We start from the raw sequence: 24843 nt of genomic DNA on the forward strand, positions 1-24843 counted from the left end.
CTCAAAATGAGACGATTTCCTTCTTCAAAAACAAAAAATAAAAAGATACTAATATCCTGGATTCTGCCATGCTGCTTTTTGTGCACTAGACAAGTTTGAACCATCATCGTTTAATAATCCATCAATAAACGTTTGAGGAATTGGACGAAGTTCATGTTTATTAACTGTAATATTTGGAGCAGCTTCAGCATTAAATGCTTTAGCGCGTTTGATCAGCATTCCGGTACGAGAAAGTGTTTCCCAACGTTGCCATTCACCTAAAAGCTCACGAGTTGATTCGTTAAGAATAAAGTTTATCGCACGTTCTTTATCTGTTGAAGCTCCAACTTTAACCATTACTGCTTCATCTTCTGCAGGTAAGCTATTCGGAAAAGAAGTTAATCTTAAGTCTGAAGCCGCAGTTGTAACAGCAAGTGTTGGATTAGACAAATAATACGTATTCATATCTAAATTAGAAGCCGTAAAGTTTGTAGCTGAACTTCCTGTATTTAAAGGATTAACTTTAAAAGCCTGAGAACCATCATTGTAATAAGATCTATTTTCTCCCGCTTTCCATTGTGCTCTAACTCGTACTACATTAATATCCTGCATAGCACTTCCATACTGACCAAGACGGGCATAACATTCTGCACGTACTAAATACGTTTCGGCAAGACGAGCCATAATTACATCACGGTGTGCATCACCTCTTTCAGCAGTACGTGAACCATCTTCCGTTTTATTAATCCCAGCAAAAAAGTTACAAATTGGCTGGTTTTTAAAAGTAGGCGCTACATAAACTCCATTTTGGTACAATACTGAAGAGTTAGGTACAAATTGTCCTTTTTTAACAGCCAAAGTTCCTGTAGTAGCAGTTTGTCTAGCTCCTGTATTCCATTCAGGTAGACGGCCATTAACATCTGTCCAAGTTGGTGCCTGTACACTTGCTCCAAATTTAGCATTATTATAGGTATTGTCATTTTTGGTATTCAAAATCATTATAATACCAGGATCACCAACTTTTACACCTGAAGGATTCGGAGTAATTACAGTATTAGCACCATAAACAGTTCTAAAAGTTTTCCACATACGGGCATCATTTACGTGATCAAAAATCCCGTAAGTATATTCTGTTGGACGACAACGCTGAAAATCCATACTTCCAATCCATACACCACGTTTTACCCATCCTCCAGAAAAACTTGAAAACTGAGGAGCAAAATAACTATACGTACGGTTTCCAAAACGACCTACTGTAGAGGCATCACCATTGTGACCTGCAGCCATCAAAATTTCATTTAATTGTTCATTCGGACAATCAATTCCTGTCCAGTTTGCATACAAATCACTATAATTAGCTGTCAATGGTCCACGTGCTGTAATTGCGTATGAACAAGCATCAATCGCTTCTTTAAGATCGGTATCTTTATAGGCGCTATTCCAAGAATCATTACGCTCAGATGAACGAAATAACAATGCTTTTGCTAAAAAATGTGCTGCTGTTGCTTTTGTCCAAGTAATTCCCTTTCCATAAGTAAAGACTTCGCCTTCAAAAAGACTGTAAGCATTACGGAAATCAGATACAACCTGTTCCCAACATTTCTCTTCTGTAGCACGCTCATAGTTACGAACAACTCCTTCAATTGGTTTAGTTTGAAGAACAACACCCCCGTATTGTGCAACAAGTCTATAATAGTTATATCCTCTTAAAAAATACGCGTGGGCCAAACAACGATTTCTGATTTTCAAATCTGAAATCACAGTTTCTGCTTTAGCAATGATCGTATTACAAGAGGCAATACCATAGTACATTTCATCCCAAAGCGCATTTGGATTGGTTGCATTTCCATTAGCAGCTCCTGTTGCAGTTGATGCTCCTACCGGTCCAAAACGATTATCATAAGTATTCCACATTTCATTGGTAAGGTCATTTGCATTAGTAAACTCATCGGTACCATACAAAGTATTTCCGTAAGACCATTCGAAACCAAAATGCCAGCGAATATTACCATAAAGCGATACTGTTAAAGCTTGAAGCCCTTCAGGTGTATCAAAATAAGCAGTAGAATATGCATTTGTTTGTTCTTCGTCAAGAAAGTCTTCTGAACACGAAGTAAAAAACACCCCCGCCATTAATAAAAGACCGATTCCTATATTTTTTATATTATTCATTTTTTCACTTTTAATGTTATACTTCAATTCGCCACAATTTATTAAAACCCAACTTCAACCCCCATAACAAAACTGCGATTGAAATAAGTTCTATTAGTGTCAAAATCGTACCATTTTAATGATTGGTAGATACTTCCAGGATTCACGGCCTGAACATATAATTTCATGTTTGCTAATCCAATTTTATTTGCAAAATCTTTAGATAAATTATAGCCTAAAGAAATATTACGAATTTTTACGAATGATGCTTTTTGGAAACCTAGAAGTCCAGAAAAAGCATCTTGTGAACCCGAAGTCGCCTGACCTAAAATTGGTTTTTGAAATTCAGCATTTGGATTATCCGGAGTCCAGTAATCTGTCTCACGTTGATTAGCATGTGCTGTCAAAGCTTCACCTCCTAAAGAAGCCGTATATCCTGTACGACCATAAAGGTTTATTCCTAAATCAAATCCTTTATAAGTAAAGTTGTTATTCCATCCCATTGTCCAATTAGGGTTACTGTTACCTACAACTACACGATCACTAGCATCCATTTTATAATCACCATTTTGATCTTTTGGTCTAACATTTCCAGGAGTAAATTTGTAGCCATTAGCATTCCATTTCGTCATTTCTGCAAGATCCTCTGGAGTATTTTGCCAAATTCCTTGATTATCATATCCGTAACGAACAGCGATAGATTCACCAATAAACCAAGAATTGCTTACCATATCATTTGCGCCATTTGCTAATTTTACAATTTGATCTTTTTGCCATGCACCATTTAAATTAGTTTCCCATGTAAATCCACTTGCAGTTTGTATTGGAATAAGATTAAGTGTTACCTCCACTCCATGATTTTTTGTCTGACCAATGTTAGAAACAATGTATGGATAACCTGATACCGGAGGAATATCAACTTGTAATAATAAATCTTTAGTATCAGATTTATAAGCATCAATAGTACCACTAATTCTGTTGTTCAAGAAGCTAAAATCAACACCTAGATTGTACTGTGTTGTTTTTTCCCAACCCAGATTTTTATTAGGCATCCCTGTTTGATTAGCAGTATAATAAGGTTCGTTTGTAGTGAAACCTGCTACGTTACTCATACCATTAAAAGGTAGGAATATTTGACTAATATTTCCTAAAGTTCCATAAGGATCAACAGAAGAGTTACCAGAAGTACCAAAACCTAAACGAAGTTTTAAATTATCAACCCAGGCAACATTTTTTAAAAAATCTTCATTATTAATACGCCATGCTAATGCCGCAGAAGGAAAAAAGTCCCATTTATGTCCTTCAGATAATTGCGTAACTCCATCCCAACGTCCTGAAACTGTCAATAGATAACGATTATCAAATCCGTAATTTGTACGAATCATATAAGAACTGATACCACGCTCCGTAAGCCCAGAACTCATACGTGCATTGTTAGCTGCGTTTGTAGCATCTACCGACCCCATAGCATTCCATAAAAATGAAGGTTTAGGAATATTATTAGCACTCATTGAAGAATTTTCTATATTCCATGATGATGCCGTTTGTAATAAAGTTAATCCAATTTTATGTTTTGCAAACGTACGATCATAGTTAATAATGTTATCTACTGTCCATGAAAAATCACGACGGTTTTGAAGACGTGCATAATTAACACCCGCACTTCCATTTGAATTCACTTTTAAAGATGATGTCCCGTCAATATAAGCACCTTCTCTCCAATGACGGAAATCAGGTCCGAAATTTAGCTTATAAGTAAGCCCTTCTAATGATTTCGTCATTTTTCCAAAATCTAAAGTAGCAGAAAAATTTGCCAAAACACGCAGTGTTTGCGATTGCTGTGTACTTTTATCCCACTCGTCCATAATCGTATAAACTCCAGATTCACCACCCGGATTAATGATCAAATTACCGTTTGCATCATAAGGAACTGCAATATTATAAATCTGTTTAGCTGCTCCATAAATTGCATCTGGAGCTGTACCACTTCTTGCACTTAAAGTTGACATTCCATAATCCTGCTCGCTCCATGAAACATTGAAAGAAGCATTCATTTTAAACCAATCCACCGGAGTGATATTTGAAGTCAGTTTTGCGGTATAACGTTTGTACCATTGCCCTCTTTGAGTACCTTGATTATCTAAATAACCAACAGAACCGTATGTATTTACTTTTTCAGAACCACCACTTGCACTAATAACATGCTCTGTACTTACTCCTCCCTGAGTTACATAATCAGTCCAGTCTGTATTGGTTACCTTAGAAGCATCCCATGAACCACTTGCCCATCCTTTTAATACATTATCTCTTGAAGTTTGTCCATCTAATGCACTGTCAAAAATCAATCTATCATTTGCCTGAGTAGGAGAATCAGGATGCGCATATTTAGTAGGATCAAGATTATAAGCCGCCCAACGTCTGAAAGTAATAAAATCAGATGCACTCATTGATGGTGCCCTATCAACAATTTCAGAAGTAGTCACAGTACCTGCATAGTTTAAAGTAAATCTACCTGCTTTTCCCTGTTTAGTCGTCACAATAATAACACCATTTGCTCCACGAGATCCGTAAATCGCTGTGGCAGATGCATCTTTAAGAATATCCATCGATTCAATATCTCTTGGATTTAAAGTTTCAATTGCAGAAGCAGACATTAATGGTACACCGTCTACAACATACAAAGGATCATTACTTGCCGTCAAAGATCTAGTACCACGAATACGAACGGTACCAAGACTTCCTGGACGTTCGTTTGTAGTAATGTCAACCCCAGCAATCTTACCCTGTAAAGCTTCAGTAGCATTAGAAACAGGTCGATTCATTAACTGCTGAGCAGATATAGTTGACACTGATCCTGTTACATCAGATTTCTTCTGAGTTCCGTAACCCACGACAACTATCTCATTAAGCTCAGATACTTCATCAGCTAGACTTACATTGATCTCTGAATTAGTACCAACAGTCTTTTCAACTGTTTTAGAACCAGTAGAAGAAAAAACCAATACTTGTCCTGGTGAAGCACTTATAGAATACTTCCCGTCAAAGTCAGTGCTAGTTCCCTGCTTTGTTCCTTTAATAATCACATTGGCTCCCGGAACAGGCAGCCCGGATACATCAGTAATTGTACCCTTAACCATTTTGTTCTGTGCGTAACCTGATGTATGCAATAAAACACACATAAGGAAGACCACAAAAAGACTCCATTTGTTTTTCATAAAAAGTAAAATTTGGTTAGTTATAGTTAAACCAAATTTATCCAGAAGAGATTGGCGCTGTATCCTGTAGTATCCTGTTAACTTTCAGATTGTTAAAGTTATCTTAACAAAAAATAGTCATGAAAAAAAAACACAACAAGCTGATTTTCAATACAATACAAATATTAAAAACACAAAATAACATATCCATTTTTTTTCTTTATTTTTTTTTCACTTCTTATTATTTATTATGAATTAAAATATGATATATATAAAAATAACAGACTTTTACTAAGTATTTAATTTCACAACAAACAGGATGCTACAGGATAGGTTTGTAATTTAGTCCTAATACTTTTACTCTAATGACATTTTGCATGATGCCAATAAAGCGATAAAAACAAAAGAGATTTACTGTCTTTATTAAACTAAAATCTTAGCCAATGAAACTACATTACCTTTTATTATTTCTTTTAAGTTGTATTATTACTGCTCCAGCTCAGGAAAGTTCACCATGGCCTAAATCAACTAATGTAAATCAGCCTTGGGCAAGATGGTGGTGGATGGGAAGTGCAGTAGATAAACCAAACTTAAAAAGAAGTTTAATTGATTTTCATAGGGTCGGAATTGGAGGTGTCGAAATCACCCCAATATATGGCGTAAAAGGCGAAGAAAACAATTTCATCGACTATCTATCTCCAAAATGGATGGAAATGCTGGATTATACCATTCATGTAGCAGACAGCCTTCACATGCAAGTTGACATGGTTTTAGGAACAGGTTGGCCTTATGGCGGATCGCATGTGACAGTCGCAAACGCCGCAACAAAACTGATTATTGAAAAATATCAGATTAAAAAAGACGAGACTATTGATAAAAACATTACACTTCAAAACCAAAAAGAAAAAAATCCTACCGAATTATTATATGTAGTGGCTTATGGAAAAGACGGTTCTTACATCAATTTAACCGATCAGCTGAAAAAGAATCAGACGAAAACAAAAGATAAAGGAATTGATGGGAAATCTGTAGAAATTCCAAATCAGACCGAACCAAATAAATTAAAATGGAAAGCTAAAAAGACAGATTATACCATTTATGCTGTTTATAGTGGCAAAACTGGTCAACAAGTAAAAAGAGCGGCACCGGGCGGAAGCGGTTTTACCTTAGATCACTATTCGCAAGATGCTTTTAATGCTTATGTTGTTCCATTTAACAATGCTTTCAAAGGTCGTGAAGGAAAAATCAGAGCTATTTTTAATGATAGCTACGAAGTTTACGGAACTGATTTTACACCTAAATTCTTCGAAGAATTTCAAAAACTAAGAGGCTACGATTTAAAAAAACAATTGCCAATATTATTAAATGAAACCGATGGTGAAATTGGAAATCGCATTAGAAGTGATTATCGCCAGACCATTGGTGATTTATTATTGACTAAATTCGATAAACCTTGGACAGAATGGGCACATTCAAAAAGCTTTAAAACTAAACTTCAAGCGCATGGATCACCTGGAAATTTAATTGATTTATACGCCGCAGCCGATATTCCTGAATGTGAAACTTTTGGCTCTATGCCTTTTGATATTCCAGGTTTTAGAAGAGAAAAAGAAGACATCCGCGAAGGCGATGCGGATCCGGTTATGTTGAAATTTTCATCATCAGCAGCACATATTTCTGGGAAAAATCTCGTTTCATCTGAGACTTTTACTTGGTTGAGAGAACATTTTAAAACGGCACTTTCACAATGTAAACCAGAAGCTGAAGATTTGATGCTGAGCGGAATCAATCATATTTTTCTTCATGGTTCAACTTATTCTCCAGATCGCGCTGTCTGGCCGGGATGGCAATTTTATGCGTCAGTCAATTTCAATGCAAATAACAGTATTTGGGAAGATGCTCCTTCTCTATTCTCTTATATTTCAAATTGCCAATCTTTATTGCAACAAGGAAAATCTGATAATGAACTTTTGCTTTATTGGCCAATTTTTGATACTTGGGACAAATATCAAAAAGGAACCTTATTCTTTGAATTCAAAATACATTCATTGCAAGAATGGCTTCATCCGACAACTTTTTACAGTTCGACTAAAAACTTAATGAATAAAGGTTATGGCGTAGATTTTATCTCAGATAATTTTATTGCTGAAGCCAAAGTTATAAATGGAAAAATAAATCTTAACGGAACAACTTTTAAAGCATTAGTAATTCCGCCAGTGAAAAAAATGCCGCTTGCAACCATTCAAAAACTGATCGAATTACAAAAAGCGGGTGCCAAAATCATCTTTGAAGGGCTTCCAGAATCTGTTCCTGGATTTAATGATTATCAAAAGCAAGAACAAGATCTTCAAAATATTTTGACTGCAAATAGCGATTTGGTTAAGCCAACTTCGGATATTTTCAAAACCTTAGAAAATGCTCAAATTTATCCTGAAACGCTTGTAAATACAGGTTTAAAATTCATTAGAAGAAATGTTGATGGCGAAAAAATATATTATTTGGTAAATCATACTCCAAAAACAATTGATGAATTTATTCCGATAGAAATTGGAAATAAAGAAGTGGTGATTTTAAATCCGTTAACTAGAGAATTTAGAAATGCAATTGTAAAAAAAGAAGCAAATAGAACTTTGGTTAAAATTAAAATTGCACCAGGAGAATCTTATTTTCTAAAAACAGAAAATACGGCTTCACAAAAAAAATGGAATTATTACGAACCAATTGCTGAAGCCGTACCATTAAAAGGAAACTGGAAAATCAATTTTGACAAAGGCGGACCAGAATTGCCACCAAGCGCAACAGTTTCAACTTTAGAATCTTGGACAAAATTAAGCCCAGAAGCCGAAGCTTTTTCAGGTTCAGCGACATATACTTTACAATTTGAAAATCCAAATAAAAAAATTGAACATTGGAGTTTAAACCTAGGAGATGTTCGCGAAAGCGCAAAAGTTTGGCTAAATGATGAATTTATAGGTACAGCGTGGTCTGTTCCTTATCAATTAAATATCGAAAAATTAAAATCTGGAAAAAATACATTAAAAATTCAAGTAACCAATCTTTCTGCAAACCGCATTCGCAATAAAGAATTAAAAGGCGAAGAATGGAAGATTTTTTATGAAATCAATATGGTCGATAAAGATTATAAAAAATTTGATGCAACAAAATGGGCTCCAATGCCTTCGGGACTTTTAGGACCAATAACACTTACACCATTAAAACAGCAAAACTAACTATTAACTAAGAATACAAAAAATGAAAAAATTATCCTTATTCTTCTCAATATGCTTTTTGTACACCTGTACAATCAGCGCGCAACAGCCATTTGACAAAAAATTAGTTCTAAAACAAATGATTTTAGCCAATGATTATTTCATGCAAAAATGGCCAGAAACAGGTAAAACGATCATCACTAATAAAGAACGTCCAAGTAACATTTGGACACGTGGAGTTTATTATGAAGGATTAATGGCGTTACATGAAATTTTCCCAAAAGAGGCGTATTACGATTATGCTATGTCTTGGTCAGAATTTCATAAATGGGGATTCAACGGAGGAAATACAACTCGTAACGCCGATAATTACTGTGCTGCTCAAACTTATATTGACTTGTATAATTTAGAACCAGATTCTAAAAAACTAAAAAATACAAAAGCAAATATCAATATGCTTTTAAACACTCCTCAATTGGATGATTGGTCTTGGATTGATGCTATACAAATGGGAATGCCGGTTTTTGCGAAAATGGGAGTTTTAGAAAAAGACAATCGTTACTTTGAAAAAATGTATGAAATGTACATGTATTCAAGAAACAAACATGGTGATAATGGACTTTTCAATCCAAAAGATGGTTTATGGTGGCGTGATGCCGATTTTGATCCGCCGTACAAAGAACCAAATGGAAAAAACTGCTACTGGAGCCGTGGAAATGGTTGGGTTATTGGCGCATTGGCAAAAGTGCTGACTATTATTCCTGAAAACGCACCACACAGAGATCAATATATTAAAGATTTAAAAGCAATGGCGGCAGCTTTAGTTCCAATTCAAAGACCTGACGGATTCTGGAATGTAAGTTTACATGATCCTACAAATTTCGGCGAAAAAGAAACTTCTGGAACTGCTTTGTTCGTTTACGGAATGGCTTACGGAATCAACAGTGGTATTTTGAAAAAAGAAACGTATTTGCCTGTTGTTCAAAAAGCTTGGAATGCCATGACAACTGAAAGTTTACACACAAATGGATTTTTAGGATTTTTACAATCAACTGGAAAAGAACCTAAAGACGGTCAGCCGTTATCATATGATAAAATTCCTGATTTTGAAGATTATGGTTTAGGCTGTTTCTTACTAGCTGGTTCAGAAATTTATAAAATGAAATAATGAAAAATACACTCTTATTTCTTGTTTTAATTCTTTTTAAAACCACGATATTTTCTCAGGAATTTAAGAGAGAAAAATACAATTTCAATTCCGATTGGAAACTAAAAACAGGAGACTCTCAAAATGCAGAGTCTCTTAGTTTTAATGATAATTCGTGGAAAAAAATCACACTCCCTCACGCTTACAATCAAGAAGAAGCTTTCGAAAAAGACATTGAACATCTCACAACCGGAATTGTTTGGTATCGAAAAAAATTCAAGCTTCCCAAAGGAATTAAAAACAAAAAAATATTCCTAGAATTTGAAGGCATTCGCCAAGCCGGAACCATTTATATCAACGGACAAAAAGTTGGACTGCATGAAAATGGCGTCATGGCTTTTGGTTTTGATATTTCAAATTTAATCAAACCTTTTCCACAAGAAAATATTGTCGCATTAAGAATCGACAACGACTGGAAATACAAGGAACAATCCACAGGAGCATCGTATCAATGGAATAACATTAATTTCAATGCCAATTACGGCGGAATCCCAAAAAATGTTTTTCTACATATTACCAATAAATTATATCAGACACTTCCACTCTATTCCAATCTAAAGACGACTGGAGTTTATATTTATCCTTCAAAAATTAATATTCAAGAAGAAAGCGCAGTAATAAACGCTGAAACCGAAATTCGCAATGAATTTGATGTTGCAAAAACTATTGAATATAATGTGATTATTGAAGATTTAGAAGGCAAAAAAGTGACTTCTTTTTCTGGAGAAAAGACGACAATTGCGCCAAATGAAACCAAAATACTAAAAGCGAATTCTCTAGTAAACAATCTTCATTTTTGGAGTTGGGGTTACGGTTACTTATACACGGTAAAAACCATTTTAAAAGTTGATGGAAAAGTTGTGGATGAAGTTGCAACCAAAACTGGTTTTAGAAAAACAGCTTTCGCCGAAGGGCAATTTTGGTTGAATGACAGAGTTTTGCAGGTAAAAGGTTATGCGCAAAGAACCAGCAACGAATGGCCAGCAATTGGAATGTCGGTTCCAGCTTGGTTGAGCGATTTCAGTAATAAATTAATTGTCGAAGGAAATGGGAATTTAGTTCGATGGATGCACGTTACTCCTTGGAAACAAGATATTGAATCTTGCGATCGAGTTGGTTTGTTACAAGCTATGCCAGCCGGTGATGCAGAAAAAGACGCACAAGGCGACACTTGGAAACAACGTGTAAACCTGATGCGTGATGCCATTATTTACAACAGAAATAATCCGAGTATTATTTTTTATGAAAGCGGCAACGAATCCATCAGCGAAGCGCACATGCACGAAATGAAAAGCCTTAGAGATACTTATGATCCTTTTGGCGGGCGTGCAATCGGTTCCCGTGAAATGTTAGACAGCCAAGAAGCCGAATATGGTGGAGAAATGCTTTACATCAATAAAAGTGCGCGAAAACCTTTGTGGGCAACCGAATATTCGAGAGATGAAGGAATGCGAAAATACTGGGATGAATTCTCTCCTCCTTTTCATAAAGAAGGCGACGGCCCTTTGTATCGCGGAAATCCAGCTTCCGATTACAATCATAATCAGGATCACCATGCAATTGAAAATGTGATTCGTTGGTATGATTATTACAGAGAAAGACCTGGAACTGGAAAACGAGTAAATTCTGGTGGCGTAAATATTATTTTTTCGGATTCTAATACACATCATCGTGGTGAATCAAATTACAGAACTAGTGGCGAAGTTGATGCTATGCGTATTCCAAAAGACGGTTATTGGGCGCATCAAGTGATGTGGGACGGCTGGGTTGATGTTGAAAAACATCGTACACACATTATGGGACATTGGAACTATGCTGACAATGTTGTAAAGAATATTTATGTCGTTTCTACAGCGTCAAAAGTCGAACTTTTTGTCAACGGAATTTCACAAGGTTTTGGAAAACGAAGCAGTGAATTTTTATTTACTTTTGAAAATATTGCCTTTAAATCAGGCACAATTAAAGCAATTGGTTATGATAGAAATGGGACTATTTTAAGTCAAGATAAAAAAATAACCGTTGACGAACCTTCTCAAATCAAACTGAAATTAATCACACAACCACAAGGAATGTTAGCTGATGGTGCTGATACTGCTTTAATTGAAGTTGAAGTTTTGGATAAAAATGGGAATCGCTGTCCAATCAGTAATAATATGATTTCGTTTACTACAAATGGTCCTCTTACTTGGTTGGGTGGAATTGCTCAAGGTCCAAAAAATTATATTCTTTCTAAAGAAATTCCAGTTGAAAATGGTGTGAATAGAGTTATGATTCAATCTTTGGCGAAAGCCGGAAAAATTACGATTTCAGCTCAATCTAACGGATTAAAATCGGCTGAACTTTCATTTGAGACTAAAACCGTAAATACAATAAATGGTCTTTCAGAAGAACTTCCAGGCAATAATCTGCCTTCGAATTTAGAACGAGGGCCAACTCCAAAAACACCTTCTTATAGACAAAAAAGGATTCCGGTAAATATTTTGAATGCCGTTTCTCCTTCAAACAATAATGATACGTACAAAAGTTATGACGATAACGAATTAACCGAATGGCGAAATGACGGAAATATCAATACAGGTTCGATAACCTACACGCTTTCAAAACCATCAATTGTTAATGAAGTTGTTGCTAAATTTACAGGCTGGAGAAGCAAAATCTATCCAATCAGAATTTTAGCAGACGGAAAAGAAGTTTTTAAAGGAAATACAACTCAGAGTTTAGGTTATGTTACGATTCCGTTGGAACCTGTTTTGGCAGAAAAAATCACTATTGAATTAATTGGCGCTAACAAAGAAAAAGACGTATTTTCGAAAATTGTTGAAGTAGATCCAACAAAAGAGTTAGATTTATACAAAGATAAAACATCAGTTGATGCGGCTGGTCAATTACGCATTGTTGAAATAGAATTTTATGAAAAAATCAAATAATTTAAATCGTTTAAAAGCCACATTGCTTTTTCTGTCTCTCTCGCTTACAATTCCGGCACTTTCGCAGAAAAAAGAAATTCCGTTATGGGATAAAATTCCAGACGAAATTGTCTCAAAAGATTATTCTGAAATAGTTGACAAAGATAAAAATGGTATTGCCGATGGAGTTCGAAAAGTAACTTTACCAACGCTTACTGTTTATTTAGCCGATCCGCAAAAATCAAACGGAACTTCTGTTGTCATTTGTCCTGGTGGTGGTTACGGCATGTTGGCAATCAATAAAGAAGGTTTTAAAGTTGCTGAATGGTTTAATAGCTTGGGAATAAACGCTTTTGTCTTAAAGTATAGATTGCCAAGCGATTTAATTATGAAAAACAAAATTGTTGGTCCTCTCCAAGATGCTCAGGAAGCCATAAGAGTTGTTCGAAGAAATGCTGTAAAATGGAAACTGAATCCAAATAAAATTGGAATTATGGGATTCTCGGCTGGAGGACATTTGGCTTCTACGTTGTCAACGCATTACAATGATAAAGTTTATACTCCGTCAGATACGATTAGTGCAAAACCTAATTTTTCCATTTTGATTTATCCTGTTATTTCAATGCAGGAAGGCGTTACACATCAAGGTTCAAAGGACAATTTATTAGGCAAAAATGCCAACAATGAACTGACTGAGAAATATTCAAATGAAAAACAAATCAATGCTTCAACGCCAAAAGCATTTTTAGTTCATGCAACGGACGACAAAGCGGTTCCTGTTGAAAATAGTATTAATTATTATTTAGGCTTAAAGAAAGAAAAAGTTTCGGCAGAAATGCATTTATATGAAAATGGCGGTCACGGTTTCGGATTAGGTGTTAAAGGCACCAATGCCAATTGGCCAAAAGACTGTGAAAAATGGCTTTCTGCAAACGATTATACTTTAAAACCTGATGGTTATGTATTTACCTATTTTAAAGGGAATGGTGAAGACGGACTTCATTTGGCTTATAGCGAGGACGGTTACAAATGGACAAGTTTAAAAAACGACACTTCATTTTTAACTCCAGAAGTTGGAAAAGATAAGTTAATGCGTGATCCTTGTGTTATCAAAGGCGGAGACGGATTGTATCATATGGTTTGGACGGTAAGCTGGACAGACAAAGGCATTGGTTATGCATCATCTAAAGATTTGATCCATTGGTCAAAACAAGAATTTATTCCAGTAATGGCGCATGAAGAAAAAGCCAGAAATACTTGGGCACCTGAAATTACTTATGACGAAAAATCAAAAACGTATATGATTTATTGGGCCTCTACAATTAATGGTAAATTTCCAGAAACAAAATCAGAAGAAGAAAAAGGATACAATCATAGAATTTATTACACGACTACTAAAGATTTTAAAAAATTCGCAAAAACAAAATTATTGTATGAACCAGGTTTTAATGTCATAGATGCTTCTATTGTAAAACAGGACCAACAATATGTTATGTATTTAAAAGATGAAACCAGAAATCCGGTTCAGAAGAATTTAAAAGTGGCTTACAGTAAAAATTTAACCGGACCTTATAGTTCAGCAAGCAAACCTATTACAGGAGATTATTGGGCAGAAGGCCCGACAGCAATAAAGATTGATGGCAACTGGATTGTTTATTTTGATAAATACACACAAAAAAAATATGGTGCTGTGAAGGAAACTTCAAAAGGCTGGGAAGATATTTCAGAACAAGTAAGTTTCCCGACTGGTACAAGACATGGTACTGTAATCAAAGTTTCGGCTGATGAAATTATGACTTTAAAAAAGGAATAGAAACAGCCAAAAATCAGACTGATTTTTACATTATAATGATTAACAAAGCCCCTTACAAAAGGGGCTTTTGTATTTTAAGATTTAATCGATATCAAGGATTTTTAGTTTTTCATTTTTTAAACTTAAAAAAAAGAACCTCTTAATTAAGCAATTACCAAACGTAATTATATAACTCAAAATAAACAACATAGAATAATTTTACAATTCATTCTAAAAACAAATTCTTCAGTAATTAAATTATTTACTATGAATATTCCAAATAAGAAAAACAGAATATCAAGCACCAGAACTTCTGAGAAAAAACATACTTTAAAAAGTTCCTCAAGCAGAACCAATGAAAAAACGAATAACATCTTTTCAAAAAGAAGCTCTGAATAATTAACTGCAAGAATACTCCGAAGTAATTTATGACACCTTAATAAATCGAGATATGAAAGATATACAAGCATGTAGTAGCAACCTTAAAGGAAAAAATGTAGTAATAACAGGTGCAAGCAGCGGTGTAGGTCGTGCAGCGGCTGAAGCTTTTGCAAATGAAGGCTGTAACATTATTGCAGTAGCAAGAGGCCAAAAAGGGCTACATGACGTTGTAGAATATTGTCGTGCACTTGGAGTCTCTGCCATCGGGGTGTCTGCTAATATGTCAATCGCAGAAGACGTAAATAGAGTTGTTAGCAAGGCTCTAGAAGCGTATGGTAAAATTGATATCTGGGTCAATAATGCCGGTGTAATGGCCAGTGGAAAATTTGAAGAAATTCCAATGGAAATTCACGAGCAAGTTCTTAAAACCAATTTATTCGGATACATGCATGGAGCTTATCATGCAATCAAAATTTTTAAAGATCAAAATAAAGGCATTTTGATTAACAATGTTTCTATTGGAGGATTTATGCCTGCGCCATACAGCGCTGTATACTCTGCCTCGAAATATGGAATTAGAGGTATGATGGAATGTCTTCAAGGTGAAATATCGAACAGAAAAAACATTCATATCTGCAATCTCTATCCTCAATTACAAAATTCTACAGGTAATCTTCATTCTGCCAAATATTCTGGATTTGATATGAAAATTTCTTCCATAGCCTCTGATCCTCGAGATACTGCAGCACAAATGGTCAATCTTGCAAAACATCCAAGAAAAGATCTATTTCCAGATTTAAGAGCTTCGGCAATTACCAAAACCTATCAATTATTTCCCAAGTTAATAATCAATTCCGCATCAGCTGTTTTGAGAACAAAAATGAAACTTAATACCGAAAAGGAAAATAACCCTGGAAATGTTTTGACCAATTCTAAAGAACCATTACGCGTTTATGGAAATCCTCCCTCCAAAAAAATCGACAATCTAAAATTGGCCTTTTTTGCAGGACTAGGATTTGGTCTAGGTTTTCTGTTGGTCAGTAAAAAATAGAGTCTTCTTTATTTAAAATTGTTAAATCACAACGATTACATTTCCTTTAAGTTGACTTCTTTCTTTTCGCCATCCTTGTCTATGGTTACACGTTTTTCGATATTCGCTTTGTCTACATAAGATGCTCTCGCTGTACCATAATTTGTTGTAGAACCCGTATATCCCCAATAATTGTAATAATTTGTATAACCTGAAACATACGAATAGTTATACGAGTTAGAAAAATCAAAGCTAGCCATAATCACATAAGTTCCTGGCATTAGATCTGAAAACTCAAAATGTCCTTCGTCATCATACACTTTGGCCTTTTTGATAGAGTAACCAAAATCACGATTCAAGGGAACTTCAGGCATTTTTTTCTGCTTACGGATTTTATTATTCACTTCTACCCACTCTTCATAATACGCAGAACTAGGAAAAAGTGTGATTTCTGTTCCTTTTGGAGCAAATTGCTTTTTAGCTGTATTAACTAAACCTCCTAATTTTTTACCAGAATTTGCTCGTGCATACGCAGTACCAATAACAACACTATTTCCTTTCGAGATCTGTTGAACAACCTCTTCTTTATTGAATTTATTTTTAATAGGTTGATAATCCAATTCCTCATTTACTGTGATTTCCCACATACCTTTACCCATTGACATTTCGCGTTGCCAAAGACGGCGGTCTTTTTTATCTATAATAAAATTATAAACTGCTTTGGTACTTTCTTCTGTAACACTAACAAGCCATGTTTCATGCTTACCCGTTTTGGGAGAATTGTAAATAAAGCTTTTTACTTCTTTAATCGTGTAATATTCCAGATGTATCGAGGTTTCATCATTATAATAAAATTGAGCAAAACGTGCTTTATACCCCACATCTAATGGCAATGTTCCGATCATAAGATCTGTCCAGTTGAAATCAACAAATGGATCTTGAAGATTTAGATTTATTTTTTTTGTCTTTTTGGTTTTCTTGGAATAATAGGTCCCAGTAATTGGATTACTAAAACTAAGGCTTAATTTTATTTCCTTACCATCACTGTCATAACTAATAGGTTTTAGTGTTTGGGCATCTGCTATAGAAATGCGATTACTAGTTCTAGAATTGTCTTTTGGGGTGTATGAATTGGTCAAACTTAATTGATTATTCGATAAAACAACATCGTATACCATTGATCCTTGCTTTGTCCAGCTCGTATCTTTAACATAATAAACAGTAAAAAGTGATTTTTCGGGTTTGATATATTTGGTGTTGATATCCTTGCTGCCGGGTCCAACCGTTTTTTGACATAATGCAGCAAATGGAAGCAGACTCACTGCTAGAATAAGTGCAGATAATTTCATGCGTACTATTATAATTTAATGGGGCAAATTGTTTTAGAATACTTAATTTCTTTATCAAATGTAAGAAAAAAACTTTTATTTTTCTCTGGATCAAATTGGCTTTTCAGCCCTTTTTCTAAAATTAAAAGGGATTTAAACCAAATAAGCCTTCAATTAAATTGAAGGCCTATTCAAAAAAAAACACAACTAAACAGATTTTTATCTTTTACTTAAAACTCGTTCAGGATAATCGGTAATAATTCCATCTACTTGGAGTTGAATCATATTATTGATAGCAGTTTCATCATTTACAGTCCATGGAATAATTTTCATTTTTAAAATTCTTAAAGAATCTACCGAAGCTTTATTTAACAGTTTATAATGTGGACTATAAATTTCTGGTTTAAAATCAAGCAGTGAAAGATTTTTAGCGATAGCTCCTTCTCCAACCAAATAAGCCAATTTTGTTTTTGGATATTTTTTGTGCATCACATTTAAAATCGTCGGATCAAAAGACTGGATGTTTATCTTTCCGTCAATACCTTTTTCTTTGATAATTTTCATTACCATTTGAGTAAAAACTTCAGGTTCTGGCTGTTTTTTACCATAATCCGCTTTTTCAGATTTGATTTCGATATTGTATCGAACTGTTTTTAAATTGTTTTTGGCAATATAATGTTCAATCGTATCGATCAATTCTGACAACAAAGGCTTATATGTTTTTTGTTTTTGCTGGTTCGGAAAATTAGCATTTCCTCTTGAACCACCGTCAAACTTTCTGATGCTGTCGTACGTCATTTCATAGAGATTATAAGTCTTCTCTTTTTCTTTTAAAATCGGATTTCCTGCAAAATCTGACATATATTGTGATGACATAAAAGCTTCGTGAGAAACAACTACTTTTTGATCTTTAGAGATTACAACATCCAATTCTAGAACATCAACACCTTTATTTACAGCGCTGATAAAGGCAGGAATTGAGTTCTCAGGAAAATTCCCGCGATCGCCTCGATGACCTTGTACCTCAATTTTTGAAGTAATTGCTTTTTGACTTCCACAAGAAGATACCGCCAAAACTGCTATTAAAACACAACTTATCTTTTTGATTTTTATCATTTTATGAAATCGATTATTTTACTTTATCTATTCTGTAAGTTGTATTTGCGGTATGTGTTTTACCAAACATATCTGTCGCTTTAATTTCGATAGCATGTTCTCCAATCGCAAGATCCGAAGGGATATTTCCTCTCCATACGTGCGTGCTTTTTTCAGGATCTGATGAACGTTTTCCTGGCATTAGCACTTCTGATAATTCCCATTCATAAACCAATTCTACGTATGATGGATCTTGAACCTCAACGTATTCCATTTCTTTCCATTCTCCTTGATCTACGCGGTAAACCACTTTGTCTTTTTTACTTCCCATAAAGAAATTGGCAAATACTCCAGACTTTGTGCGTTTTGCTTTTGCCACTACTTTTGGAGCGAAAACTTTCATTTGATAATTTTCTGGTTTTCCTGCCACTTTGTAATCCACTGTATATTTGTTTCCATTGAAATGAATGAAAGCATATCCTTTTGGCGTTCCGTCTCTCATAACAGAAATTGGAATTCCTTTTTCATCCAGTTTTCCAGAATACCAGTCACCTGAAGTTGTTCCGATATTGTAATGATGATGTGGCGTTTCTTGCAACCAGCCATCTTTTTTATCAAAGAAATCTTGTCTTTGCAAATGCGTATGAGCTGAAAGTGAAAGTGTGTTTGGGAAATCCTTCAACAATTCAAATAATTTTTGACGGTCCTCATCTCTAAAAGAATCGTCTTTAGCATCAGGCTCACTTATTGGAATATGGAAAGCCAAAACAATTAAATTATCTTTTGGAACGACTTTCAGATCATTTTCTATAAATTTTAATTGTTCTTCCGTAAAACCTCCCCAATATCCTTCATGATCTCTTGGATCTGGATATAAAACATCATCCATTACAATAAAATGCACTTTTCCGTAATTGAAAGTATAATTAGCAGGACCAAAATGAGCTTCATACGTTTCATCAGCCAAATGATCTGCTTTGGCATCAAAATTTAAATCGTGATTTCCTAACAGATTGTACCACGGAATTCCGACTTTTTTTACTGCCTGAATATACGGATTGAACAAACTCAAATCATTTCCAACCAAATCTCCCATACTTAACCCGAATGGGATGTTTTTGATTCCTTCAACTTCAGAAACAATTCCTCTTGTAAAATAATCAACTTCTTCCAGTGTATAAGGTTGTGGATCTCCAAAAACAAGCGCTGTAAAATCGGCTGTTTCTTTTTGAGGAATTAATCCAAAATCTACTGATTCTGGAAGTTTTCCCGTTGGAGCTACTCCTTCAAACTTACCTTTTGGAGAACCCGCAGGTTTATGGTTATAGAAAAACTGAGGCAAATTATCTTTATTAACCTGAATTTTATAAGCCGATGGTTTGATTACCGCAATAATAGCGTCGTCTTTTAATGGAAGTTCGTAGTTTCCTTTTTTATCTGTTAAAACTACTTCGCGACCATTTGTAACGGCAACATTGGCAATTCCTTTTTCCTTTTTTTCTTTTTTACCGTTCTGATTCAAATCCTCATAAACGATTCCTTTTACCGTTGTCTGCGCTGTCAAAACACCACAAAACAAAACTGCACTGTATATAAATGTCTTTTTCATTTTTAAAAATTATTTATCCCACCAAACTTTGGTATTAATATTATCACCGCCAACCATTTCAACAGCTTGTAAATAGTTTGCATTATTTTTAATCTGCTGATTATCTGGATAAGTAAATCTAGATGGCATAACTCCATTATTCAACATTGCAGTTGTAGTTGGTAACACCGGAAGTCCCGTTCTACGGTATTCAAACCATTGTTGATAATCTGTAAAATACAAAGCGTAGTATTTTTGCAGCATGATTCTTTCTAGTGTTCCATCGTACTTTGCTTCTGCCTTATCAAAATATGTTGCAGGAGTTGTGGCTTTCAATTGCTCGATTCCTGCTCTAACTCCTTTTTCGTAATGTCCTTGCGCATCTGCAATAAGGCCACGTTGCGCTAATTCTGCTTTGATAAATTCAACTTCAGCATACGTTAGAATTAAAATTTGCATTGGATTTTGTACTTGTGTATTCAAAAGTGTAGAAGCATTGTATTTAAACTGAGAATCTGCGCCAGCATAAGCACTTGTGATTCCTTTAAATCCAATTGGAGCATTGGTTACCAAAGCTGTTGCTCCTGTTGCGATTATGGCTCTTCTTGGATCTTCAAGCGTATTTAAATTATCAATAAAAAAAGAAGCCATTTTGATATTCAAATTAAAATCTTGAGGTCTTCCCCACGGAGACATATTTGGAGAAACTCCTGTTACTTTCAAAATAGCACTTTCGGCAGTATTGGTAAAAACTGGATAAATTTCTGGATGATTAGCCATATAAGCTAGTTTCTGAAATGCTCCTGTTTCTGTTCTGTTTGATACTCTTAGCAACAATCTCATCAATAAAGAATTCGTAAACTTCTTCCATTTCAAAACATTATTTTGAAACAAAATATCTTCGGTATAAATCATGGCTTTGCTGGTATCGTAAAGCGTATTGGCTCTTTCTAAATCAGCTAAAAGTGTTTCATAAATAAACTCTTGTTTATCGTATTTCGGGTATAAAATACCGTCTTCTCCACGAACTGCTTCCGTCATCGGAATTGGACCAAAAAGATCCGTAAGATTAGCATAAACCAAAGCATTTAGTGTTAATGCCACCGCTTCATAATTACCGTCTCCAGCTTTTACAGAAGCCATTCGCATTTCTCTGATATTGTTCAGCCATTTGTAATAATTATTCCAAGCCGAATTCCCAATATTATTGCTCACATCATAACGATGCAAACCACCCGTAATACTTGGAAAAGGAAGTGAAACCTGCATTAAATTGAAGGTAACATCTACACTTTGACTTGCATTTTGCGAAGCAACTCCGTAAATAATTGGGTTCAATAATGTTCCTGGACTTATTTCTGTAATAAGGTTTGGATTTTCATTTAATTCTTCAAAACCTGATGAACAAGAAATAGTCATTCCTGTTAGTAATAGAAGTATTGCTGTAATTTTTATCTTTTTCATTGTCTTATTATAAAGTCAAACTTAAATTAAAACCATAAGTAGCTGGTGATGGCATCTGCCCCATTTCGATACCTGGTAAAATGGTATCTCCGTTTAATGCTGCCGTTTCTGGATCATAAATTGGGAAATCTGAAACCGTTGCTAAATCTCTTCCGAATAAAGAAAATTGAAGCGATTGCAATCCTGTATTTTTCAACCATCTTTTTGGAAGATTGTATTGAAGACTGATTTCACGAAGTTTTCCAAAAGAAGCATCGAAAGAGTTTGATTCGATATTCGCTCTTCTGTAATAACGACCATACCAATCTGCCGTTTTCACTTGTTTCGTGTTTGGAGAATAGGTTCCGTCAGCATTTTGAACTACGCCTTCTCCAGTAATAAAACCAGTTTCTCTACCCAAACTATTGGAGTTTAATTTACCTTGCTCTGAAAGTTTGTGGTGTGTCTGAGAATAAATAATTCCACCGTATTGACCATCTAAAGTCACATTCATAGTGAAGTTTCCGATTGAAAAACTATTGGTAAAACCTGCTTTCCATTTTGGACTTGCATCGCCAATATATTGAATTTCTTCAGGATAAGCTGGAAGACCTGCATTATCATATACAATTTGACCATCAGGAGATCTCACAAATCCAAAACCATAAATAGCACTTGTAGTGCCGCCCACTTTTGCAATGATAGAAGCTGTTCCTCCTGTACCAATGATTTGTTGTCCATCGATTCCTTCTGGCAATTCCATTACTTTATTCCAGTTTCTTGACCAGTTAATAGTTGAATTCCATTTGAATTTTTCACCATCAATAATTTTTCCGCCAAGCACCAATTCGATTCCACGGTTTCTTACTTTTCCTCCGTTTAAAACGGCTCCGCTGTAACCTGTAGAGAAATCCATCGGAATATCAATAATCTGGTTTTTCGTTACACTTTCGTAAACTGTTGCATCAGCTGTAAGTCTGTTTTTAAACATTCTGATTTCAAAACCTGTTTCAAAACTTGTTGTAATTTCAGGTTTAAAATGATCATTATACAAAACCGTTAAAGTCTGCGCAGAACTTGGGAAAGCACTTTGTCCGTAATATTTTTGTGTTTTATAAGGTTCTGTATCATTTCCTACCTGAGCAAAAGAAAGTCTGTATTTCAAGAAATCAATTGTTTTAGGCAGCGTAAACATTTCAGAAAGAACAGCACTTGTATTTACTGACGGATAAAAGAATGAATTATTTTCTACTGGAAGCGTACTCGTCCAGTCGTTTCTTCCTGTAATGTCAACAAAAAGCATATCACGATATGACATAGATATTAAACCATACAAACTGTTCATTTTTTTATTAGCATCACCCAAAGTCAAAATTGGTGCACTAGAGCCGTTTGAAAGTTTGTAAACTCCAGGAACAACTAAACCAGTAACTTCAGCTTCTGTTCTTCTGTATTTATAACTCATCGCATTTCCTCCTGCTGAAGCCGAAAGCGAGAATTTATCACCGAAATCTTTTTTATAAGAAAGTAAAAAATCAGAGTTGATTTCTTGTTTGAAAACATCTTGTCTTTCGTAAAAACCTTTCGCATATCTGTTGATGCTGTAAGGTCTTTTTTGTTCTCTAGTCTGATTGTAAGTATTCATAGAAGAACGCAACATCAAATCTAAGTTTGGAGCCAAATTGATATTCGCAAAAATATTTCCCACAATCTGATCGCTATCTAAAGTATTTGTCGCTTCATAAGCAATCAAATAAGGATTGTCGATAAAAGAACTAAAAGGATGCAATTGTGCAATCTGTTCTTTGCCTTTCTCCCAAATTGGACGATACCAATCTAAATCAATATTAGGCTGTTGGAAAATCATGAAATAAGCAATCGAACCATTGTTATAACCTGTCGAAGGCAAATTGTCACTATTTCTGGTATTATAATTTACCGATGTTCCCAATTTAATTTTGTCAGAAACCTGATAATTGGCATTCACTGCCGCTGTAACTCGATCAAAACCAGTGTTCGGCATAATCCATTCATTCTTCTGATTTCCTAAAGAAAGACGCATTGAACCCTTATTATCACCACCTTGAATAGAAACGTTATTATTTAAAGTCACACCCGTTCTCCAGAAATCTTTACGATTGTCTCTGTAAGGCTGCCAAGGACGTCTTTCTGGAGATTGTCCTTGCACAGCAGGATCGTATTGGTAAAAATTCTGTCCTTCAAAAGCAGGTCCCCAAGCACTACTTGTTCCGCTGGTTGAAGTTCCGTCTGCGGAATTCCCGTAAGAATAATATTGATTACCCGATGCATCTGGTGAATTCCCAGTTCCTTGTCCGTACTTATATTGATAATCTGGCCATCTTTGAATGACGTCGAAAGTCGCTCCAGTGTTGAATGAAATTCCTAAACCTTTGTTTTTCTTTCCTGATTTTGTGGTAATGATTAACGCACCGTTTGCCGCACGGCTTCCATAAAGTGCAGTTGCACCCGCACCTTTAAGAACGGTTACGGCATCAATATCATCCAGATTTAAATCTGAAATTCCGTTTCCGTAATCAATTGGAGAATCTTCTCCCATGTATGCACTTGTAGAACCAGAAGTGGTCATTTCGGCATTTACTGGAACTCCGTCCACCACAATAAGAGCATAATTTCCTTTCGGGCTTAACGATCTGTTTCCTCTAAGCGTAATTTGCTGAGAATTTAAAGGCCCAGAACCTGTAGAAGTAATACTTAATCCAGCAACTTTTCCTTTAAGACCAGATGACCAGTTATTTGGTCTTCCTTGCGATAAGTTTTCAGATTTAATGGTTTGTTGTGAGAATCCTAATTTTTTTTCTTCTCTTTTAATTCCCAACGCGGTTACGACAACTTCGTTCAATTCACTTGTACTTGGTTTCAATGTTATCGTAATTGGACTAGCGCTTGCAGTAACTTCCTGAGAAATATATCCCATATAAGAAACAACCAAAACAGCTGGAGAACTTACAGCAAAACTGAAATTACCTTCCATATCGGTCATTGTAGAAGTTTTTGTTCCTTTTTCAAGAATTGTAACTCCAGGCATTGGCATGCCGCTTTCGTCCAATACTTTTCCGCGAACATTCATTTGCGCGCGTCCACTGTGTGTAACAGTGATTGTGTTGTTGAGTTTTCTAAAAGACAATCCTGTTTTTGCAGCAATTTTTGTCAATACTCCGTCCAAACTTTCTTTGTCTGCAAAAATTGAGATGCGTTGTGATGTTCCTGATATTTTTTCATCAAAAACAAAAGTGAAAGTCGTTTTTTGTTCTACTGCTTTAAAAAATTCTGTAATTGTAGCGTCTTTTAAATTCAGGCTTATTTGTACGTCTTTAGCAGATTGACCCAAGGCAAATCCGTTAAAGGAAAAAATTAATAAAATCAGTAAGTAAAGATTTTTCATCTTGATATACTTATTGAAAAAAAATTGTAGTTTCGTGTTCATTACTATTAGGCTATAAATTTTATTTTTAGTCTGTTTTAAATTGCCCGTTTCCGTTGCACCGGAGGCGGGTTTTG

At 35.1% G+C, this 24843-nt stretch carries 12 protein-coding genes; 5 read left to right on the forward strand and 7 right to left on the reverse strand.

What is annotated here, in order from left to right; genetic code table 11:
• Positions 1-48: 48 nt before the first annotated feature.
• Positions 49-2151: a RagB/SusD family nutrient uptake outer membrane protein gene (locus NQQ59_RS23690; protein WP_144212201.1), complete on the reverse strand. Its 2103-nt coding sequence runs from the start codon at positions 2149-2151 to the stop codon at positions 49-51.
• Between the two features lie 41 nt (positions 2152-2192).
• Positions 2193-5345 (reverse strand): SusC/RagA family TonB-linked outer membrane protein, encoded by a 3153-nt coding sequence (locus NQQ59_RS23695; RefSeq protein ID WP_144212199.1) that lies wholly within the window; start codon positions 5343-5345, stop codon positions 2193-2195.
• A 422-nt stretch (positions 5346-5767) separates the two neighbouring features.
• Here NQQ59_RS23695 and NQQ59_RS23700 point away from each other — a divergent pair, with 422 nt between their 5' ends.
• From NQQ59_RS23700 to NQQ59_RS23720, 5 genes are all read left to right on the forward strand, one after another.
• Positions 5768-8554 (forward strand): glycosyl hydrolase, encoded by a 2787-nt coding sequence (locus NQQ59_RS23700; protein ID WP_144212197.1) that lies wholly within the window; start codon positions 5768-5770, stop codon positions 8552-8554.
• A 22-nt stretch (positions 8555-8576) separates the two neighbouring features.
• Positions 8577-9701 carry a glycoside hydrolase family 88/105 protein gene (locus NQQ59_RS23705; protein ID WP_144212195.1) on the forward strand — a complete coding sequence of 375 codons (1125 nt, stop codon included), beginning with the start codon at positions 8577-8579 and terminating at the stop codon, positions 9699-9701.
• Positions 9701-12667 carry a glycoside hydrolase family 2 protein gene (locus NQQ59_RS23710; protein ID WP_144212193.1) on the forward strand — a complete coding sequence of 989 codons (2967 nt, stop codon included), beginning with the start codon at positions 9701-9703 and terminating at the stop codon, positions 12665-12667. The genes NQQ59_RS23705 and NQQ59_RS23710 overlap by 1 nt, the downstream gene beginning before the upstream one ends.
• Entirely contained in the window at positions 12651-14459 is a 1809-nt protein-coding gene (locus tag NQQ59_RS23715) for an alpha/beta hydrolase fold domain-containing protein (RefSeq protein ID WP_144212191.1), read from the forward strand. The genes NQQ59_RS23710 and NQQ59_RS23715 overlap by 17 nt, the downstream gene beginning before the upstream one ends.
• A gap of 430 nt (positions 14460-14889) precedes the next feature.
• Entirely contained in the window at positions 14890-15870 is a 981-nt protein-coding gene (locus NQQ59_RS23720) for an SDR family NAD(P)-dependent oxidoreductase (protein ID WP_144212189.1), read from the forward strand.
• 35 nt (positions 15871-15905) lie between these two features.
• On the opposite strand, the gene NQQ59_RS23725 is transcribed toward NQQ59_RS23720, so the two are convergent.
• The 5 genes from NQQ59_RS23725 to NQQ59_RS23745 all read right to left on the reverse strand — a co-directional run bounded on the left by NQQ59_RS23725 (position 15906) and on the right by NQQ59_RS23745 (position 24727).
• Positions 15906-17198 (reverse strand): DUF3108 domain-containing protein, encoded by a 1293-nt coding sequence (locus NQQ59_RS23725; protein ID WP_144212187.1) that lies wholly within the window; start codon positions 17196-17198, stop codon positions 15906-15908.
• A gap of 198 nt (positions 17199-17396) precedes the next feature.
• Positions 17397-18293, reverse strand: a complete 897-nt coding sequence (locus NQQ59_RS23730) for a glycerophosphodiester phosphodiesterase family protein (RefSeq protein WP_186296535.1) — start codon at positions 18291-18293, stop codon at positions 17397-17399.
• Positions 18294-18306: 13 nt separating this feature from the next.
• Complete coding sequence (locus tag NQQ59_RS23735; RefSeq protein WP_144212186.1) at positions 18307-19881, reverse strand: calcineurin-like phosphoesterase C-terminal domain-containing protein; 1575 nt, start codon at positions 19879-19881, stop codon at positions 18307-18309.
• A gap of 9 nt (positions 19882-19890) precedes the next feature.
• Positions 19891-21324: a SusD/RagB family nutrient-binding outer membrane lipoprotein gene (locus NQQ59_RS23740; RefSeq protein ID WP_144212184.1), complete on the reverse strand. Its 1434-nt coding sequence runs from the start codon at positions 21322-21324 to the stop codon at positions 19891-19893.
• A gap of 7 nt (positions 21325-21331) precedes the next feature.
• Positions 21332-24727, reverse strand: coding sequence for a SusC/RagA family TonB-linked outer membrane protein (locus NQQ59_RS23745; protein ID WP_257698457.1), 3396 nt, complete (start codon positions 24725-24727; stop codon positions 21332-21334).
• Positions 24728-24843: the final 116 nt, after the last annotated feature.

Source organism: Flavobacterium panacis (assembly GCF_024649945.1).
Taxonomy (GTDB): Bacteria; Bacteroidota; Bacteroidia; order Flavobacteriales; family Flavobacteriaceae; genus Flavobacterium; species Flavobacterium panacis.

Bases quoted from the DNA above. Each gene is read 5' to 3' on its own strand.
- NQQ59_RS23720 (WP_144212189.1), top strand. From the start codon at position 14,890: ATGAAAGATATACAAGCATGTAGTAGCAACCTTAAAGGAAAAAATGTA.
- NQQ59_RS23735 (WP_144212186.1), bottom strand. From the start codon at position 19,881: ATGAAAAAGACATTTATATACAGTGCAGTTTTGTTTTGTGGTGTTTTG.
- NQQ59_RS23700 (WP_144212197.1), top strand. From the start codon at position 5,768: ATGAAACTACATTACCTTTTATTATTTCTTTTAAGTTGTATTATTACT.
- NQQ59_RS23690 (WP_144212201.1), bottom strand. From the start codon at position 2,151: ATGAATAATATAAAAAATATAGGAATCGGTCTTTTATTAATGGCGGGG.
- NQQ59_RS23730 (WP_186296535.1), bottom strand. From the start codon at position 18,293: ATGATAAAAATCAAAAAGATAAGTTGTGTTTTAATAGCAGTTTTGGCG.
- NQQ59_RS23745 (WP_257698457.1), bottom strand. From the start codon at position 24,727: ATGAAAAATCTTTACTTACTGATTTTATTAATTTTTTCCTTTAACGGA.
- NQQ59_RS23725 (WP_144212187.1), bottom strand. From the start codon at position 17,198: ATGAAATTATCTGCACTTATTCTAGCAGTGAGTCTGCTTCCATTTGCT.
- NQQ59_RS23695 (WP_144212199.1), bottom strand. From the start codon at position 5,345: ATGAAAAACAAATGGAGTCTTTTTGTGGTCTTCCTTATGTGTGTTTTA.
- NQQ59_RS23715 (WP_144212191.1), top strand. From the start codon at position 12,651: ATGAAAAAATCAAATAATTTAAATCGTTTAAAAGCCACATTGCTTTTT.
- NQQ59_RS23705 (WP_144212195.1), top strand. From the start codon at position 8,577: ATGAAAAAATTATCCTTATTCTTCTCAATATGCTTTTTGTACACCTGT.
- NQQ59_RS23710 (WP_144212193.1), top strand. From the start codon at position 9,701: ATGAAAAATACACTCTTATTTCTTGTTTTAATTCTTTTTAAAACCACG.
- NQQ59_RS23740 (WP_144212184.1), bottom strand. From the start codon at position 21,324: ATGAAAAAGATAAAAATTACAGCAATACTTCTATTACTAACAGGAATG.